At 34.9% G+C, this 17,995-nt stretch carries 18 protein-coding genes and 1 other annotated feature; of the genes, 16 read left to right on the top strand and 2 right to left on the bottom strand.

Features of this window, described 5'->3' with window-relative positions; translation table 11 throughout:
• The first annotated feature begins 68 nt into the window (after positions 1–68).
• From LKE46_RS13345 to LKE46_RS13335, 3 genes are all read left to right on the top strand, one after another.
• Positions 69–1,571, top strand: a complete 1,503-nt coding sequence (locus LKE46_RS13345; RefSeq protein ID WP_291723256.1) for a Ppx/GppA phosphatase family protein — start codon at positions 69–71, stop codon at positions 1,569–1,571.
• A gap of 63 nt (positions 1,572–1,634) precedes the next feature.
• A complete protein-coding gene (locus LKE46_RS13340) occupies positions 1,635–2,228 on the top strand; it encodes an HD domain-containing protein (protein ID WP_291723254.1) in 594 nt (197 codons plus the stop codon).
• A 5-nt stretch (positions 2,229–2,233) separates the two neighbouring features.
• The gene (locus LKE46_RS13335) at positions 2,234–2,596 is read left to right on the top strand and encodes a hypothetical protein (protein ID WP_291723251.1); all 363 of its coding nucleotides are present in this window, start codon (positions 2,234–2,236) and stop codon (positions 2,594–2,596) included.
• 23 nt (positions 2,597–2,619) lie between these two features.
• Here the strand turns inward: LKE46_RS13335 and pssA are convergent, their stop codons facing one another.
• The gene (gene pssA / locus LKE46_RS13330) at positions 2,620–3,141 is read right to left on the bottom strand and encodes a CDP-diacylglycerol--serine O-phosphatidyltransferase (protein WP_291723247.1); all 522 of its coding nucleotides are present in this window, start codon (positions 3,139–3,141) and stop codon (positions 2,620–2,622) included.
• A 231-nt stretch (positions 3,142–3,372) separates the two neighbouring features.
• Between pssA and LKE46_RS13325 the strand changes: the two genes are divergently transcribed.
• The 4 genes from LKE46_RS13325 (at position 3,373) to LKE46_RS13310 (ending at position 6,293) form a co-directional block, all read left to right on the top strand.
• Positions 3,373–4,044, top strand: a complete 672-nt coding sequence (locus LKE46_RS13325; protein WP_291723244.1) for a TVP38/TMEM64 family protein — start codon at positions 3,373–3,375, stop codon at positions 4,042–4,044.
• Positions 4,045–4,113: 69 nt separating this feature from the next.
• The gene (locus LKE46_RS13320) at positions 4,114–4,542 is read left to right on the top strand and encodes a CBS domain-containing protein (protein WP_291723241.1); all 429 of its coding nucleotides are present in this window, start codon (positions 4,114–4,116) and stop codon (positions 4,540–4,542) included.
• A 144-nt stretch (positions 4,543–4,686) separates the two neighbouring features.
• Positions 4,687–5,580 (top strand): YegS/Rv2252/BmrU family lipid kinase, encoded by an 894-nt coding sequence (locus LKE46_RS13315; protein WP_291723237.1) that lies wholly within the window; start codon positions 4,687–4,689, stop codon positions 5,578–5,580.
• Between the two features lie 71 nt (positions 5,581–5,651).
• Positions 5,652–6,293 (top strand): hypothetical protein, encoded by a 642-nt coding sequence (locus tag LKE46_RS13310; RefSeq protein ID WP_291723234.1) that lies wholly within the window; start codon positions 5,652–5,654, stop codon positions 6,291–6,293.
• Positions 6,294–6,297: 4 nt separating this feature from the next.
• On the opposite strand, the gene LKE46_RS13305 is transcribed toward LKE46_RS13310, so the two are convergent.
• Positions 6,298–8,118, bottom strand: a complete 1,821-nt coding sequence (locus LKE46_RS13305) for a YgiQ family radical SAM protein (RefSeq protein ID WP_291723231.1) — start codon at positions 8,116–8,118, stop codon at positions 6,298–6,300.
• 97 nt (positions 8,119–8,215) lie between these two features.
• Here LKE46_RS13305 and LKE46_RS13300 point away from each other — a divergent pair, with 97 nt between their 5' ends.
• From LKE46_RS13300 to nth, 9 genes are all read left to right on the top strand, one after another.
• A complete protein-coding gene (locus LKE46_RS13300; protein ID WP_291723229.1) occupies positions 8,216–9,994 on the top strand; it encodes an ASKHA domain-containing protein in 1,779 nt (592 codons plus the stop codon).
• 269 nt (positions 9,995–10,263) lie between these two features.
• On the top strand, positions 10,264–11,526 hold the full coding sequence (locus tag LKE46_RS13295) for a magnesium transporter (RefSeq protein WP_291723226.1): 1,263 nt from the start codon (positions 10,264–10,266) through the stop codon (positions 11,524–11,526).
• Between the two features lie 16 nt (positions 11,527–11,542).
• Positions 11,543–12,763 carry an Nramp family divalent metal transporter gene (locus LKE46_RS13290; RefSeq protein ID WP_291723224.1) on the top strand — a complete coding sequence of 407 codons (1,221 nt, stop codon included), beginning with the start codon at positions 11,543–11,545 and terminating at the stop codon, positions 12,761–12,763.
• Between the two features lie 91 nt (positions 12,764–12,854).
• Positions 12,855–13,553 (top strand): spore cortex-lytic enzyme, encoded by a 699-nt coding sequence (sleB, locus tag LKE46_RS13285; protein ID WP_291723221.1) that lies wholly within the window; start codon positions 12,855–12,857, stop codon positions 13,551–13,553.
• 72 nt (positions 13,554–13,625) lie between these two features.
• Positions 13,626–13,864, top strand: a binding site (T-box leader).
• A gap of 80 nt (positions 13,865–13,944) precedes the next feature.
• On the top strand, positions 13,945–14,856 hold the full coding sequence (cysK, locus tag LKE46_RS13280) for a cysteine synthase A (RefSeq protein ID WP_291723218.1): 912 nt from the start codon (positions 13,945–13,947) through the stop codon (positions 14,854–14,856).
• A gap of 134 nt (positions 14,857–14,990) precedes the next feature.
• Complete coding sequence (gene epsC / locus LKE46_RS13275) at positions 14,991–15,584, top strand: serine O-acetyltransferase EpsC (protein ID WP_291725699.1); 594 nt, start codon at positions 14,991–14,993, stop codon at positions 15,582–15,584.
• Positions 15,585–15,608: 24 nt separating this feature from the next.
• Positions 15,609–16,583, top strand: a complete 975-nt coding sequence (queG, locus tag LKE46_RS13270) for a tRNA epoxyqueuosine(34) reductase QueG (protein ID WP_291723215.1) — start codon at positions 15,609–15,611, stop codon at positions 16,581–16,583.
• A gap of 54 nt (positions 16,584–16,637) precedes the next feature.
• Positions 16,638–17,363 carry a lysophospholipid acyltransferase family protein gene (locus LKE46_RS13265; RefSeq protein WP_291723212.1) on the top strand — a complete coding sequence of 242 codons (726 nt, stop codon included), beginning with the start codon at positions 16,638–16,640 and terminating at the stop codon, positions 17,361–17,363.
• A complete protein-coding gene (nth, locus tag LKE46_RS13260) occupies positions 17,353–17,994 on the top strand; it encodes an endonuclease III (protein ID WP_291723209.1) in 642 nt (213 codons plus the stop codon). The genes LKE46_RS13265 and nth overlap by 11 nt, the downstream gene beginning before the upstream one ends.
• Position 17,995 lies beyond the last annotated feature (1 nt).

Here is a 17,995-nt window from a genome sequence, read left to right as displayed (position 1 = left end):
TTTTAACGTTGATTTTTTTTTAATATATGGGTAGAATTTGTATAAAAGCTGATGTTAGGAGTGAATATATGAGCAGACTAGCTGTAATAGATATCGGGTCAAACTCCATGAGAGTAATAATTGTAAAAATTTTAAAAAACAGATCTTATGAAATTATGGATGAACTGAAAGGTACTGTACGTTTGGGCAAGGATATGACGGAAGAGGGAAATCTCAATTCGGATAGAATGGAAGCTGCATTGAAGGTGTTGTCATATTTCAAGCGTCTCTGTGATGCCAATGAAGTTGATGAAATTGTTGCGGTGGCAACGGAAGCCGTTAGAAAAGCTAAAAATCAAACTGAGTTTTTGAATATGGCAAAGGACAGGGTGGGAATTGATATAAGAGTTCTTACGGGAGAAGAGGAAGCATATCATGATTATTTAGGTGTCATAAACAGTATAGATGTAAATTCAGCTCTCCTTATGGATATAGGTGGAAGCAGCACGGAATTTGTGTTTGTTAAGGACAGAAGTATACAGAAAAGTATAAGCATACCTGTTGGGGCCATAAGCCTTACAGACAAGTTTTTATCTTTAAATGGAAACAAGCAGAAGAAGTTAAAGGAACTGGTCAGATATTTGAATGATATGTTTGATTCCATTGGATGGCTGAAGGATGTCAGAGGCATACCGCTGATAGGAATTGGAGGAAGCTTCAGGACTTTAGGCAAGATTCACAGAAATAAATATTCATACCCTTTAAATAACAACCATAATTACTGTATTAGTTCAAAATCTGTTTTTGAGTTATACGACTGTCTCAAATATGTGGACATATCTCAATATAAAAAAATCAAAGGTATTTCCAAGGACAGGGCGGATATATTTTATGGAGCACTTGTATCTATTGTATCCGTAATCAAATATTGTAAATTGAGGGATGTAGCTATAAGTGGAAATGGGCTTCGCCAGGGAATTGTCTATAGAGTGCTTTTGGAGGATTATCCACCTGTGATTCAGAATATATTGGATTTTTCACTTAACAACATAGTAAACAATTTTGATCTCAATAAAGGACATGTAAGACAAGTTTGGAGGCTGTGCAAGAAATTGAGCCAAGATATTTCAGATATGGTTTCCCTATCCGTTCAAGATTATAAAATACTTAAAACAGCGGCATATCTGCATGATTGTGGAATATCAATAGGGTTCGACAGTCACGAGAAATATTCATTTTCCATTATAAAAGATCTGAAGATATATGGAATTACCCATAGGGAGCAGATCATGGCAGCTTTTGTAGTCTCTCACCTTGAAGAATATAAGATAAAAGATTCCCAATACTTTAACAGTATAATCAAGGAGGAGGATATAGTGCTTGTAAATCAGATGTCTGTAATTTTACATATAGCAAAAGGGCTTGACAGGGCTATGGATGGGAACATTATGGATATAAAAACTGACATCGGCAAGGACAGTGTGCTCATTGAGCTTATATCAAAAAAAGAACCATCACTTGAAATAAGCACGGCTTCTAACTGTAAATATGATTTTGAAAATATATTCGGGAAAAAGTTGGTTATAAAATAGATATTATAATAAATGGAAATCTTCTGTCATATAATATATAAATTATGTAATGGGAGATTTTTCATGCTTGATATATGTAATTATTTAAGCCTTCAGTCTGTGGCTTGTATTGCAGAAAAATACAACGTAGGTAAATTGATAAATCATGAGATTAAGGTTGCTTCTTTTGCAGCAGCCATATTTGACGAAACAAGAGAATTGCATAGGCTTACTGATACCTACAGGAATCTTTTGTACTGCAGTTCGCTTATTCATGATTCGGGTTACTTTTTAAATAAGTCAAAACACCATAAGCATACAAGATATATAATTTTATCGGAGTCAATATTGGACAACATTCCTGATTGCTTGAGAAAATATCTGGCAATAGTTGCATCAAGCCATAGAAAAAAAATAGACAAAAGTATAAATTTTTATAGTGAAAGCATGCAATATAAATTAAAAGTTTTAATATCCATACTTCGAATTTCAGATTCACTTGATCATACTCATAAGTTGGGAAATACTCTTGAAAATATTACTCTTGGGGACAAATATCTTACGTTGCATATAAATAGTGATGATTTTCAAAAAACTCTTGTAAAATTTGACATAAAAAGTCAGCTGTTCAATGATATTTTCAAGGTAAGGCCGAGATTGGAAATGGAAACAAGGTGATTTGAGTGTCCCATAGAAAGATAATACAAGATTATTACTGTGATATAAACAATTTGGCAGATCTTTTGTCCAAATTGACTAATTCCTATAGATTACTTATTGGCGGGGCTAGTGAGTTGAATACAATAGCACTAGCTCATAAGAAGGATGTAAAATCTGCTATAGACAGGGTGAATAAGATTGGAAATACTATTGATGATATAATAAAGGTTCTTGACAAATCTACAGGTTGCTATATGAATTATTGTGAACTTCGTTCAGAACTCATACAGGGCAAGGTGAAAATGGAGTATATTGAAAATGAAATAGATGAAGAGTTGTTTATTGACAATTTGGATGAAATAGATGAGAATGATGATAAAGAATAGGTGGGAGATATTATCCACACCTATTAAAGTTTTTTAAATCTATGGGTACATATCATTAGATAGGAAAGAACTATTACTAACAATACTGCAAAATTGATGTGGACTGGATTCCTGATTGTAATCAAACAAAATAAAGCTACAAACATACCTGAGAGAGTTATTGGTATACCGAAATATTTACCATCAAATTCAGTTATGTTGTATCTTGCCAGTCTATATGCTCCACATAGAGGAAACAAAAGAACCATGATGTAACCAAGTATTCCTAAAATAGAAAAATTATAAACATTAAATATTAAAACTGAAGGTGCAACTCCGAAGGATACCAAATCTGCAAGAGAATCCAATTCTTTCCCCAATTCACTGGAGGCGTTTAAATATCTAGCTACTCTTCCATCGTATCTATCTGCAACACAAGCAAATAAAATAAAAAGTCCGGCTAATTTGTAGTCTTCTTGAAAAGACATCATCAGAGACATTATACCACAGCCAAGATTTGCAAGAGTAAAAGCATTAGGTACAGTGCTCCTAGCCATTTTAGCCATTATTATCACTCCCTATAAACAAAATTCTGAAAATAAAAAAATATAAAAACATATCTTTTATCTATTATACTCTATTTCCGTGACAAGAGTAAACTTAGTAATATAAACTTTCTGTTAAATTAAGGCTGCAGGGATAATTTTATTTTCATATAAATTAGTATTATTTAATTAGAAATACCTTATAATAAATATAAGATATATTAAATTTGTTATGGAAAGTAGTTGTTGTTTATGAGAAACAATATGAATGACAAAATAAAAAGTATTATAAATTATGTATTATTTGGAATATTTGTAATAGCATTGGCGTTCGTAATAGTAAAGTATGGAAAATATTTAAGGCATATAAGAATTCACAGCTTTATACGCTATATAAAAAGTTATGGAAGTCTTTCTGCACTTATATTCATAATTATATATGTGTTCAAGCCGGTTCTCTTTATAGTTCCATCCTCTGTAATGTCAATCATAGCAGGAAGTATATATGGGCCTTACATAGCTACAATTCTAAGCATGATAGGGTGTTTTGGATCTGCTACTGTAGCATTTTCTCTGGCAAAGTTCTTTGGAAGATCATTTGTAGACAAAATACTCAGGGGGAAAGCAATGGATTTGGATAAGAACATAGAAAAATATGGCTTTAGGATAATGACGGTAATGAGATTGTCATTCGTTTTCCCTTTTGACGGATTGAGTTATGCTGCAGGACTTAGCAAAATGAAATATAAAGACTTTATTTTTGGAACTCTTGTTGGAATACTGCCTGAAATGATTACATATTCATTTATGGGTACAAACATAATAAAGCCATTTTCGGTAAAATTTTTTATTCCCATATTATTTTTGGCAGCTGTGGTGATTATTACAATAACTCTAAAAAAAAGGACAAAAAATATCCAGTAATTTATATGTAAGAAAATCCTGATACAGCACATAATATACGTGAAAATAAAATTCACGAGGTGATTTGTAATGAAGATAAGGGATATAATGACGCAATCTGTAGTTAGTCTGAATGTCAACGATACTATAGAAAGAGCTGCCGAACTTATGGAACAATACAATATAGGGTCGGTACCTGTATGTGAAGGAAACAAGGTAGTTGGAATGATAACTGATAGGGATATTGCCATCAGATCTTCCTCACAGGGGCAGAATTCAAAAACAAAAGTTGTAAGAGATGTGATGTCCTCCAATCCTGTAACTGCATCACCGGATATGGATGTGTGTGAAGTATCAAGAATAATGAGTGAAAGACAGATAAGAAGAATTCCTATTGTTGAAAATGACAATCTGGTAGGAATAGTGGCTTTGGGAGATCTGGCCGTAGATCCTAAATTAGAACACGAAGCGGAAGGAGCACTTTCTAGTATTTCAGAAACTTCCGGATCTGCATTTTAATTCACTTGAATTAAAATAAATTAATCTGACAGGAAAATAAATCCACAAGATATTTTTACTGATCTTGTGGATTTGTTGTATGTGGTGATATAATATAATAGTTGACTTTAGGTATGAAGTTTATTTGGAAGTAGGGAATTTACTATGAATAAAGTAAGATTTATTTATAATCCGTATGCAGGTGAAAATACTATAATTTCCCATTTGGATGAGGTAATCAGGATTCATCAACAGTACAACTGTCAGATAGTACCTTTCAGAATAGGGGACAACTGTGAACTTGAGAAAGCTTTTTCGGATATGGATGAGAATTATAAATATGTGCTTGTAGCAGGTGGGGATGGTACGGTAGACAATGCGGTAAATTGTTTAAAAAAGCAGGACATTGATATTCCCATAGGAATTCTGCCTGTTGGAACTGCCAACGATTTTGCAAAGTTTATAGGTATGCCTCAAAAAATAAGTCTTGCTTGTAAGCAGATACTGGAAAGTAAACCTGTAAGTGTAGATATAGGAAAAGTAAACGACAAGTATTTTATAAATGTTGCCAGTACAGGTCTTTTTACAGATGTTTCACAAAAGACTGATATAAATTTGAAAAACACGATGGGAAAGCTTGCCTATTATGTCAAGGGAATGGAACAGCTTGCAAATTTGAGAAAGCTGAAAGTAAAGGTTAAGTCTGAAAATGCTGTATTTGACGGAAACATGTATTTGATACTTGTATTCAACGGCAAGACTGCAGGAAATCTTAATCTTGCCTATAAGGCAGAAGTAGACGATGGACTACTTGATGTCATTATAGTAAAGGCATCCATGATAAAGGATATCATAACCCTCTTTATAAAGATGCTAAGAGGGGATCACCTGGAAAATACTGCAGGACTTATATATTTCAAGGCGAATAGAATAGAAATAGAATGTAATGAAGATATAGTAACTGATATAGATGGAGAAAGAGGGCCTGATTTTCCGCTTGTTATAGAGTGTATCAAGGGTGGCCTTCAAGTTCTTGGAGTAAAATTATCTTCGGATTAGCTAAAAAATAGTAATATAAATTGACCTCAAATAGTAAATATAAATATAGCAATACAGGATGAGGTTTGGTTATGTTGTACGATATTTATATTTTTGGTTTGTTTTTTATTATTTTGGTTTTACTTTATTCAGTTTATTTTATAAGATTTTCTCCCAACAAGATTAAAATAATAGGGACTGTGGCTGTTGCCATCTTATTGATTAGATATATATGTGCCCTTGTAATGCTTTTAACGCACAGCATGGTATACTTATATGCCCTGAAAATACCGTATTTTGTTGATTTCCTTGGAATCTCAATACTCATATTTATTTTATTTTATGTATTTATACGAAGAAACTATATAAATTTCAATTATGTATTTTTGTTTTCTATTATTGCAGCAGTAATTTATATAATTCAAATGTATAAATCTGATGTAGTTGTCCGGGGAATGGATAATTTCGGATATACCATGCTTTTAAAGGGAAGTATGCCGACATATTGGATATACATAATTTTTATTACAGTCATGTTATTTTTGTCTATTATATTTTCAAGGAAGCCAAATGTAAATAGCAAGGGACTTTATATGCTTGTGTTTTCAGCGGCTGTAACCATAGTTGAAAATATAGGCCTTGTGATTGATAAAGGATTTTTCCCTGCAAATATATTTGGAGATCTGTTGTTTATAATCACATTTATATATGCACTTTCAAAATTGAGGAAGTAATATTTCAGAGTTTCCCTTTTGAAGGTGCTTCCGGTACAAGGCAGTCGTGTCCTTTGCCTATTAAATCTTTTCTACCGGCATCAATTAAGGCCTTTCTTACCAATTTATAATTTCTAGGAATTGAAAATTGCAGAAGAGCTCTCTGCATATTTTTTTCACCCTGTTTTACGGGAACGTAGACTTTTTCACCTGTGATAGGATTTATGCCTGTATAGTACATTGTTGTAGACAGACTTCCCGGTGTAGGGTAAAAGTCCTGTACCTGCTCCGGAGTATAGCCCATATGTTTTATGTACTGAGCTAGTTCTATTGCTGCATTCAAATCACTTCCAGGATGGCTGGACATGAGATATGGAACGAGATATTGTTTTTTACCAAGTTTTCTGTTTAGAGAATTATATTTTTTTACAAACTTTTCGTATACCTCCATATCAGGTTTTCCCATTTGCTGTAGCACCCTGTTGCTTATATGCTCAGGTGCAACTTTAAGCTGTCCGCTTACATGATATTTGCACAGTTCTTCAAAGAACTCATTGTTGTTCTTGTCATACATCAAGTAGTCATATCTTATTCCGGAACGTATGAATACCTTTTTAACATTTGGAATTTTCCTTATCTTTTTAAGCAGATTAACATATTCGCTGTGATCTATTATCAGATTTTTACAGGGAGTCGGGAAAAGGCACTGCCTGTTTCTGCAGGCTCCTTTAACTTCCTGTATTCTGCATGCCTTGTGTCTGAAGTTTGCCGTGGGACCTCCCACGTCATGAATATATCCTTTGAAATCTTTCAGTGTGGTTAAAAGTTCCGCTTCCTCCAGTATGGATTTCTGGCTTCTATTCTGTATTATTCTTCCCTGATGGAAAGTAAGGGCGCAAAATGAACAGCCGCCGTAGCACCCGCGGTGACTTGTTATGGAAAATTGTACTTCTTTTATGGCCGGAATTCCACCCATGTCTTTGTATATAGGATGATAGGTTCTTGTATAGGGCAGGTTGTATACTATATCCATTTCGTCCTGGGTGAGTGGAAATTGAGGAGGATTTTGAACTATATATCTATCACCATGTTTCTGAATCACAGGCTTTCCGCTTATAGCATCCTGTTCAAGATATTCCAGCCGGTAACTTTCCCCATAGGCTGTCTTGCTTTCACAGGCCTTTTCGAAAGAAGGTACTTCCACCAGATTACCTGGCTCCGGTCTGTTGCTGGAACAGTAAACCGTACCCCTCACATCCGTCATATGGTGTATATCCATTCCGTATTTTAGTAAATTTGCAATCTGAATTATTGCTTTTTCACCCATGCCGTATATCAGAAGATCGGCTTTAGCATCAAGAAGTATGCTCCTCCTTATTTTGTCGCTCCAGTAGTCATAATGTGCGAATCTTCTCAGACTTGCTTCTATTCCGCCTATTATTATGGGAACATCCTTATATGCTTCCCTGGCACGATTGGAATATACTATTACAGCCCTGTCCGGTCTGAAGCCTGATTTTCCCCCGGGAGAATACAGATCATTGTGCCTTTTCTTCTTGGCGGCGGTGTAGTGATTTACCATGGAATCAATGTTGCCGGAGTTTATCAAAAAGCCAAGTTTAGGTTTCCCGAGTTTTCTGAAATCGCTTGTATTTCGCCAGTTGGGCTGTGGTATTATGCCTATCCTGAAGCCTTCTCTTTCAAGTACCCTGGATATTATTGCACTGCCAAAAGAAGGATGGTCCACATAGGCATCACCCGTTATAAGTATAAAATCAAGCTGATCTATATTGTCTGATTCCATGTCTTTTCTACTTATAGGTAAAAATTTATTGTTTAATTTCATCTGGATCTCCCTTTTTAATAAAATAGAAACTATAATATATCATAGTATAGCATATTTGATTGATGTTTTTAAATATTATGATTTGGGAGAGATGTATATGAATTTAAATATAATACAGGGGAAAAATGTCTATAGTATAAGATGCAGCCCTCAAAAAACCATAATGGAGAATTTGATAGACGGTGGTATGAAAGTTTCGGCACCCTGCGGCGGACGTGGAACATGCGGGAAATGCAGAGTCAAACTTGTAGAAGGAAATGTCAGTCAGAAAAGCGATTGTGCATATGTTGGCAATAATGAATATCTGGCATGCCAGACCTGCTGTCAAAGTGACTGTACAATAGAACTGTCTAGGGTTGAAGACAGAGACTTTTCAATACTGAAGGATTTTATATCAAATGAAGTCGAGGTCAATTCAGAGTTCAGAAAAGTAAAAGTAAACGTGGAGACAGATGGTTTTACTGAAAGAAGTCTGGCGGAACATATAAGCTCAATGCTTGGTTCAGAATTCAAATTTACTTTAAAAGCTCTTAGAAAGTTGTCTACTGTCATAAATGAGAGTTCAATCAAGCAAAATAAATACTGTCTTTATGGAGTCAAAGAGATTTATATTCTCTGTTTTGGAAATAAGGTTGTGGATGTATTTAAAACAGAGCCTGAAGCAGATGTGTTTGGAATTGCTGTAGATGTAGGTACTACAACTATAGCAATGAGTATGGTTGATATACTTTCAGGAAGAATATTGGGTTCTGTATCCATGACGAATTCCCAGAGACAATTTGGAGCAGATGTACTGTCAAGAATTCAGTACAGTATGGAAAAAAGCATGGATATTATAAGTATGGCAGTAAAAGATGATATAACGGAAGGTATTGAAAAATTACTGACATCATCTGGAGTAAACAGCACGAATGTATATGAAGTTGCCATTTCAGGAAATAATATAATGCAGCATCTGCTTATGGGTCTTTTTTGCGATTGCATGTCACTTTATCCGTTTAAAAGCATCACAAATGATATTGTGGAAGTGAGTTTCAACGAGCTGTTCAAAAAAAGACTGCTGAACTGCAGGGTCAGTATTCTGCCATCCATATCAAGCTATGTAGGGGCAGACATACTTGCTGGAATGATAGCCTGTAATTGCTGCGATTCGGATAACATTTCAATGCTTGTAGATATAGGTACAAATGGTGAAATGGTGCTTGGAAACAAGGATAGAGGGCTCTGCATTTCTACTGCTGCCGGGCCTGCTTTTGAAGGTGCAAGTATAGAATGTGGGGTTGGGAGCGTGAATGGAGCTATTTCATCAGTGAAAATAAATAAAAGTTCAAAAGAAGGAGAAAATAAATATGAAATAGATTATGAAACTATAGGCAATGATACACCTGTTGGAATATGCGGTTCTGGAATTATAGACATAACAGCGGAACTTGTGAAAAATGGGATAATAGATATTACGGGAAAATTTTACGGAGATAATTGCAAAATTAATTTTATCACCATAGCATCCGACATAAACTTTACACAGAAGGATATAAGAGAAATTCAAACGGCCAAATCTGCCATAAGGTCAGGTATGGAAATTCTCATAAAAAAATTCGGATGCAGTTATGATGAAATAGATAAAGTTTATATAGCGGGAGGCTTTGGAAGCAAAATCAATTTAAAAAATGCCGTTATTATTGGACTCATTCCGGAAAGACTGGAGGATAAAATTGAACTTGTGGGAAATAGTTCTCTTTCAGGAACGGTGGAATATCTGATAAATAAAAACACTAAAAGTGAAATGGAGCATATAATGAATACCATAGAAAGCATTGATATATCTATGGATGATGAATTTAACACCCAATTTATGAATAATATGTTTTTTTAAATATGATGCAGGGGAAAATTATATTTTTAGGGTTGTATTTTAACGCATATGTAATATAATTATTATAGGAAACTTGGATTTGTACCAAATATATTTTTAGGTGGTGTATATTAAATGGATATTGGCCCTTATGGAGGCCGGTGCGGTCTTAAACAAAAAATAGAATATTTGATATACGGAAAAATATTATTTGGCAGCTGCATTTTAATACCAATCCTATAAATTTCGATCTCATAATATTTCTCTGTATATCTAAAGGAGGAATATTTATGAAAAGATTATCCAGCTTTTTTCTAAGCAAAATTCTTCATAAAAAAGTCTACAATGAGCTGAATGAGTTTGTAGGCAGACTATGGGATATCTATGTATCCACAGACCTCGGAATGCCAAGAGCTATAGCATATCAGATAAAAAACGGCTCGGAAATATCTAATTGTGAATTCAAGCATATAAATTTTTATGAAAATGAAGACAGGATAGTAATCAAATGTGAAGGTATAAGGGATATCATGCTTCAAAAGTATTCATATCTTCTTTCAAAGCATCTTCTTGACAAACAGATAGTGGATATAAACGGTAAAGAACTTGTAAGGGTAAATGATCTTAGAATTACGGAAATGGCGGGAGAATATAGGGTTGTAGCCGTAGATACGGGAGTGCTTGCACTTGGCAGAAGACTGGGAGTGGAGAAATTTATAAAGAGATTATGTGAAAAATTCAATAAGAGAATAGAAGACAGTCTTATAGTATGGGATAATGTGGAGTCACTTGAGATGGTAAGCAAGAATCTAAAACTTTCTGTTCCATATAAGAAACTGTCCAAACTTCACCCTGCAGATCTGGCAGATATAGTTGAAGACATGGATGTGAATTACAGAAAGAAGGTTTTCGAGAGTCTTGACAAGGATCTTGCCGCAGATACACTGGAGGAAATAGAACCGGATATGCAGGTGGATATTTTTCAAAATCTGAGTCAGATGAAAAAAAGTGAAGTTTTACAGAATATGCCGAATGATGAAATTGCCGATATGCTTTATGAGGTTGATGAGGAAACGGCAGATAAAATACTTCTCAATATGAAAAAAGAGGATGCGGATGAGGTTAAGTCGCTTATGAACTATAAGGAAGAAACTGTAGGAAGCATCATGAATACGGATTTTATATCCTTCAACATAAATATAAGAGTTGATGAAACTATAGATATTTTAAGAAAAATGAATCCTGATGATGAAGTTTCCAATTATATCTATGTAACTGATTTTGAGAACAAGATTCAGGGAGTTGTATCATTGAAGGAATTGTTATTGTCGGACTCAGAAAGCAAGTTAAAAGATATAATGGAATCAAAGGTAGAGAAAGTCAGACATAAGGATAATATAGATGAAGCCATAGAAATTTGTACAAAGTATAATCTGCTGTCGCTTCCTGTAGTAGATGATAATGACAGATTATGCGGTATAGTTATAATGAACGATATAGTGACAGAAATACTTGTACCAAGCTGGAGAAAAAAACTAAAAAAGGTGGTATAAAGGAGTTAATGCAATAATGAAAAATAGAGGAGGACTGCTCCTTGTATGTACTATAATTTTATCAGGTATTATGGCAGCTGCAGTGTTGAATGATGCAGGTGCCATAACTGTTTTTTCTATTTTGGGGTCGAGATATGGATATTCCATAGTGTGGGAACTGGCTGTTACAGGAATATTTTTTGTACTTATCCAGGAAATGATATCCAGAATAGCTGTAGTTACAGGAAAAGGATTATCTGATCTTATAAGGGAAAAGTTTGGAGTCAAATGGACTTTTATTGCTATGATTATATTCCTGGCGGCAAATATTTGTTCGGCTGCCGCGAATTTTTCAGGTATTGCCCTGGCTTTAGTTGTATTTAACATAAGCAGATACATATCAATTCCCTGTGCTGCAATTGTAATAGGGCTTGTATTTGCCAGGAATAATTGTAAATTGACAAGAAAAGTGTTTATTGTGCTGCAAATAGTTCTCCTTTTTTATATAGCACTGGTACTTGTAGTAAAGCCGGATATGAGTTATATAGCTTTTAGGGCATTGAATCCTGGAATTAAATTCCAAACCACGTATTTTATTTTGCTTCTGGCTGTTGTAGGGGTGTTAACTGCTCCCTACATCCAATTTTACATACAGTCTTCAATAGTGGAAAAATCAATACCTGTAAAAAAATATGGATATCAAAAAATAGCCATATGTATAGAAAGTATGGCTGTTGTAATTATAGATTTTTTCATAATTGCAGGAGCTTTCGAAGTACTTGGAAAGAGTGGTATCGCTGCAGACAGTGTAATTAATATGTCCGCAATTTTTATACCTCTTTCAAATAGACCATATATTATATATACGGCAATAATGTTTTCAGTGTCTGTTTTAGCCTGTTTTATAATACCTTCATGTACGGCATTTTCAATATGCCAGTCTTTTGGATTTGAAAGCGGAGAAGACAACAAAATAAAAGATGTACCTGTATTTTCTGGTATTTTTTTATTCGTTATAATATTGGGTTCACTTGTTGCCGTTGTGTCCCGCTGTAATTTTTTTGATACCATAGTAGTCACCCAGGCCGTAGTCGGAGTTCTATCTTCTGCTATACTTGTTTTTATAATTAAAATTGCAAATGACCCAGAAATAATGGAGGACAGGGTGAATCGCGGTTTTCAGAATTTTGTACTGTATGTTTTCATTTTATTTTCGCAGGGTGTTTTTTTAATTGTCCTTTTAAAATTGTTTACTTGATTATGTATTTTTTTATGCCATATGCACACCATATAAGTATATTACATGTGAAGTCAGTTTTATTTATATTGAATGTGAGGTGCATATTTGTATGGCAAAAAAAATACTGAGATTCAAAAGGGAAGTGATACTTGCTCTCGCAATTATTGTCACATATATGGGAAGTTCTATGTTCATAGCACCCTACAATAATGCAGTAAAAGCAATAGCATATTACTATGGATCAAAGGGCAGTGCCGTGGCCAGGATACAGACAAAACTGAAGAACTGGGGATATTATAATGGAAGTATAGACAGTGTATATGGATATCAGACTTTTACTGCAGTGAAGTATTTTCAATCCAAAAATGGGCTTAAAGCTGATGGGGTAGCAGGAGATGCTACTTTGAAGGCTCTCGGTATAAATACAGGATCATCCTCTCAAAACGCATCCACAAATAGTCAGGACGAACTGCTTCTTGCAAGGCTCATAAATGGGGAAGCAAGAGGAGAACCTTATGAGGGTCAAGTTGCAGTTGGTTCAGTCGTACTCAATAGAACAAGGGATTCCAAATTCCCATCTACGGTGGCAGGGGTAATATACCAGCCAGGAGCTTTTACAGCCATAGTTGACGGCCAGATACATGCAAATCTGGAGCAGAGCTCCATAAATGCTGCAAGGGATGCATTGAATGGCTGGGATCCGTCCGGAGGGGCCATCTATTACTTTAACCCTGCAACAGCAACCAGTTCATGGATATGGTCAAGACCACTTATAAAGGTTATCGGCAAGCATAGATTCTGCAGATAAATTTAAAAATTTATTGACAAAAATGCAGTTAGATGTATAATATATAGTGTAAATATAAAATACTATGAAACTGAAAAGACATTGAAAAAGGAAAGTAATTTGAAGGCAAATTTTTAAGAGAGGAAATTTTATGCTGGGAGATTTCTAAATTTACTTTAAATGAAGTGCCCTTTTGAGTCGTGTACTGAAATAACAGTAGGCTGCATCGGGTTCACCCGTTATAGTGATTGAGCATTAACAAGGTGCTTGATTAAGTTGGGACTATTTGTCCAATGAGAGTGGAACCGCGGAGTTTGAGCTTCGTCTCTATATGAATGTCATAGAGATGAAGCTTTTTGATATGCTGAAAATCTATTTTAAAATATTAATTTTTATATTAGGAGGACTATAAATGATATTTGAAAATGCTATAGACTTGATTGGAAGTACGCCATTATTGAAATTAAATAATCTCAAAATAGAAGGGGCAGCAGATGTGTATCTAAAGCTTGAGAAGTTCAATCCCGGTGGAAGCATAAAGGACAGAGCCGCACTTGGAATGATTGAAAGAGCTGAAAGGGAAAACTTGTTGAAAAAAGGTGATACCATAGTTGAGCCTACAAGCGGGAATACCGGTATAGCTCTTGCCATGATAGGAAAATTGAAGGGATATAAAGTTATAATAGTAATGCCTGAGACCATGAGTATTGAAAGAAGAAATACCATAAAGGCCTATGGCGCAGAGTTGGTTCTCACTGATGGAACAAAGGGAATGAAAGGTGCCATAGAGAAAGCTTATGAGATAGCAAAGGATAAGCCAGGATTCTATATACCACAGCAATTTGTAAATATTGCCAATCCACAGAAACATTATGAAACAACTGCAGAAGAAATACTTAAGGATCTTGATAAGGTGGATGCATTTGTTGCAGGTGTTGGAACTGGTGGTACAGTTATAGGAGTAGGAGAGAATTTAAAAAAACATGACAAAAATATAGAAGTAATATCAGTTGAACCGGCAAATTCGCCAGTGCTTTCCGGAGGGCAGACAGGACCGCATAAAATACAGGGAATCGGAGCAGGTTTTGTACCTGATATATATAAGCCTGAATTAATTGATAAAATAATAACTGTAACCGATGAAGATGCCTTCAAGTATGCAAGAATTGTGGCAAAAGAAGAAGGAATTCTGGTAGGAATATCTTCCGGAGCCAATGTATATGCTGCACTGCAGGTAGCCAAGGAACTTGGAAGTGGAAAAGCTGTAGTTACAGTAGCACCTGATGGAGGAGAAAAATATCTATCAATGGGATTATATAGTTAAAGCTTTAACCTAGTGTGAGTTGTAAAGCTAGATTTTAATATCTATCCGGGACTCGGGTTAATTATGAGCGGCTTAAAGCCCGGATAGTATTAATCAATCATTTGAATTTTAAGATTGAATGAAGGGAAGATTTGATTATGAATTTTTTTAAAATTTTGAAATATGACATAAAAAATGCTATGAAAAATGATCCTGCAGCTAGAAACTCACTTGAAGTATTTTTATTGTATCCATGTATCCATGCATTAATACATTATAGAATAGCTCATTTTTTCTACAATAAAAAAATGTTTTTTATTGCAAGGGCAATATCTCAGCTTTCAAGGTTCTTTACCGGAATAGAAATACATCCTGGAGCAAAAATAGGAAAGGGACTTTTTATAGATCATGGCATGGGTGTTGTAATAGGAGAGACGGCTGAGGTCGGAGATAATGTTACCTTATATCATGGAGTAACTCTTGGTGGAACAGGCAAGGAAACTGGTAAAAGGCATCCTACTGTTGGAAACAATGTCTTTATTGGAAGTGGCGCAAAATTACTGGGACCAATAGTTGTGGGTGACAGAGTCAAAATAGGTGCCAATGCAGTTGTACTTGAAGATATTCCATCGGATTGTACGGCAGTTGGTGTACCTGTGAGAATAATATATAGAAAAAGATGCGAAGTTATAGAGATAAATGACTATGCAGGAAAGAGAAAAAAGATATATAATGAGATGATGATATAGTTTTTCTTTAAAGTAGGTGAATATATGACCGTAAGGGATTCCATCGTTGACTATTGTAATAGTATAGGACTGGATACAGTTGGATTTATTGAATGCAGAATATTCTATGAACTGTATGATTATTTTCATTATAGAAATTTAAAGTTGATAAGTAATGAATTTGAAGAAAAAGATGAAAAAAAGAGGATTGATCCTTGTATATATATGAAAGGGGGAAAGACAATAATATCTGTTGCCTTTCCCTATTTATTTCCGAAAATATATAAAAGTGATATAGGCTTTTCATTCTATACCATGGGGGAGGACTATCATGGCGTTGTACTTAAATATTTGAACATGATATGTTCTTTTATAGAAAGTATCGGCGGAAGAGCAGTGGCTCTTGTAGACAGCAATGCTCTTCCTGAAAGGTACATAGCTAAACTGGCCGGTATCGGATTTATAGGAAAAAATAATACACTTATTACTCCAAAGTATGGTTCTTATGTGTTTCTTGGTGAAGTAATAACTGATATTGATATTGATGCTGATGTTGATAATATTTTAAATTGTGGATGTGGGAGCTGTGATTTGTGTTTGAAGGCTTGTCCTACTAAAGCTATAAGCAGAAACAATTATAATATATGTATGTCGTATATAACTCAGAAAAAAAGTATTGATGATGAATGGTTTTTTAAATTTCAGGGAAGATTATTTGGATGTGATGTATGTCAGAATGTATGTCCATATAACAAAAATATGCATTTTTCACATATACCTGAATTTAAGCCCTTTGATTTTATGGAACACATAAATTTAAATGAAATTATAAATATGGACAATAAAATATTCAGACAGAAATATGGAAGGACATCCTGCGGCTGGAGAGGGAAGAATATTATTATTAGAAATGGATTGATAAATGCGTTTACTCTGAGTAAAGAGATAGAAATTAAAAATATGAGGTCGCCTTATGTAAAATATTATTACGATAGACTTTTACAGCTTTTCAACTTATAATTTAATATAGGTGTTGAATTTTATAAGGGTTTATTGAGGAAAGGTGGCTTCATTATGATTTCTCCATTTATGGTAAAATTAATAGGATGTCTTCCACAAAGATTTCTGGGATTTGCATCGAAAAAAATACTCAATGGATATTTAAAAAAATATGCTGATATAACTACAATAGGTATAGAAAATTTGAATGATGTAAAAAGGCCTATATTGTTCCTATGCAACCATCTTAGTAATTCAGATGCGCTGGTGCTTGGAGAAGTGCTCAAACATGAGAATCCGATCTTTGTTGCAGGTATGAAATTGAACAATAATTCTTTAACCAAATTGGGAATGAGTATGGCACGGACTATAGTTATAAAACCAAATTCAGCTGATAAAAAGGCAATATCAAGTACGGTGGAAGCCCTGAAAAGTGGTGAAAATGTGCTTATATTTCCAGAGGGAACCAGGAGTAGAACAGCGTCTTTGAACAAGGGAAAGAGGGGATTGGTGTTAATACAGAAATTGACCGGTGCATCAGTAGTTCCCGTAGGAATATACGGCACAGAAAAGTTTTTGCCTATAAGTGACAAGGATATGGCGCTTGAGAAGTTTCACCCTGCTAAAATTACAGTCAATATAGGAAGGTATACTGAAATACCGGAAAGAAACAAAAATGAAGGAAAACATGCATATGAAGAGAGGGCAACTGATTTCTTGATGTATGAGATAGCAAAACTTCTACCAGAGAAATATAGAGGCATATATAGCTTTAATGAAGGTGGCAAAAATGATAAGTAAAAATGTAGAAAAAATACTTGAAATACTGGGGGAAACCTATCCCGAGGCAAAATGTGCACTTGAGTTCAATTCACCTTACGAATTGCTGGTTTCAACCATATTGTCCGCCCAGTGCACCGATGTCAGGGTGAACAAGGTTACAGATGAGTTATACAAGGAATTCAATACTCCGGAGAAAATGATTACACTTACGGAATCGGAACTTGCGGAGAAAATCAGAAGCTGTGGATTCTATAGAAACAAAAGTAAAAATATACTTGCGGCCAGCAGGGCAATTATAGAAGATTATGGCGGGAAAGTACCGGATACTATGGATGAACTTATAAAACTCCCTGGAGTCGGAAGGAAGACTGCGGATGTGGTTCTGTCCAACGCCTTTGGGGTTCCAGCCATTGCAGTAGATACCCATGTGTTCAGGGTATCAAACAGACTTGGCATTGGCAGGGGGAAGACACCGCTTAAAGTTGAAGAGGAACTCATGAAAAATATACCCAGGGACAAATGGAGTATTTCCCATCATTATCTTATATGGCATGGAAGACGTATATGCAAATCGAGGAAACCGGATTGTGATCACTGTCCGGTGGCACCTTATTGCGAATACTTTAATGGAGAAAGGGATAAGGACTGAT

It is taken from the genome of Clostridium sp. (assembly GCF_022482905.1).
Classification (GTDB): Bacteria; Bacillota; Clostridia; order Clostridiales; family Clostridiaceae; genus Clostridium_B.
This window is presented reverse-complemented; position numbering and strand designations above follow the sequence as displayed.